The 243-nt window shown below is 40.7% G+C and carries 1 pseudogene; it reads right to left on the reverse strand.

The window, feature by feature from the left end:
• Positions 1-243, reverse strand: a pseudogene (locus tag ACY2RT_RS15560) (S1 RNA-binding domain-containing protein); the annotation flags it as partial.

Here is a 243-nt window from a genome sequence, read left to right on the forward strand (position 1 = left end):
TAATTGGATACGTGTCTTGTCTTCATCGAAGTCAAGGATCACAACATTCAATTTCTGGTCTACTTCCACAATTTCGTTAGGGTGATTGATACGTGACCAGGAAAGGTCTGTAATGTGAACTCATCCGTCCACACCTCCTAGGTCTACAAATACTCCATAAGAAGTAATGTCCTTTACAACACCTTCCAGTACCTGGCCTTTTTCTAACTGGCCAATGATCTCTTTTTTCTGTTCTTCCATATC

It is taken from the genome of Ulvibacter sp. 2210JD10-4, from assembly GCF_058148525.1.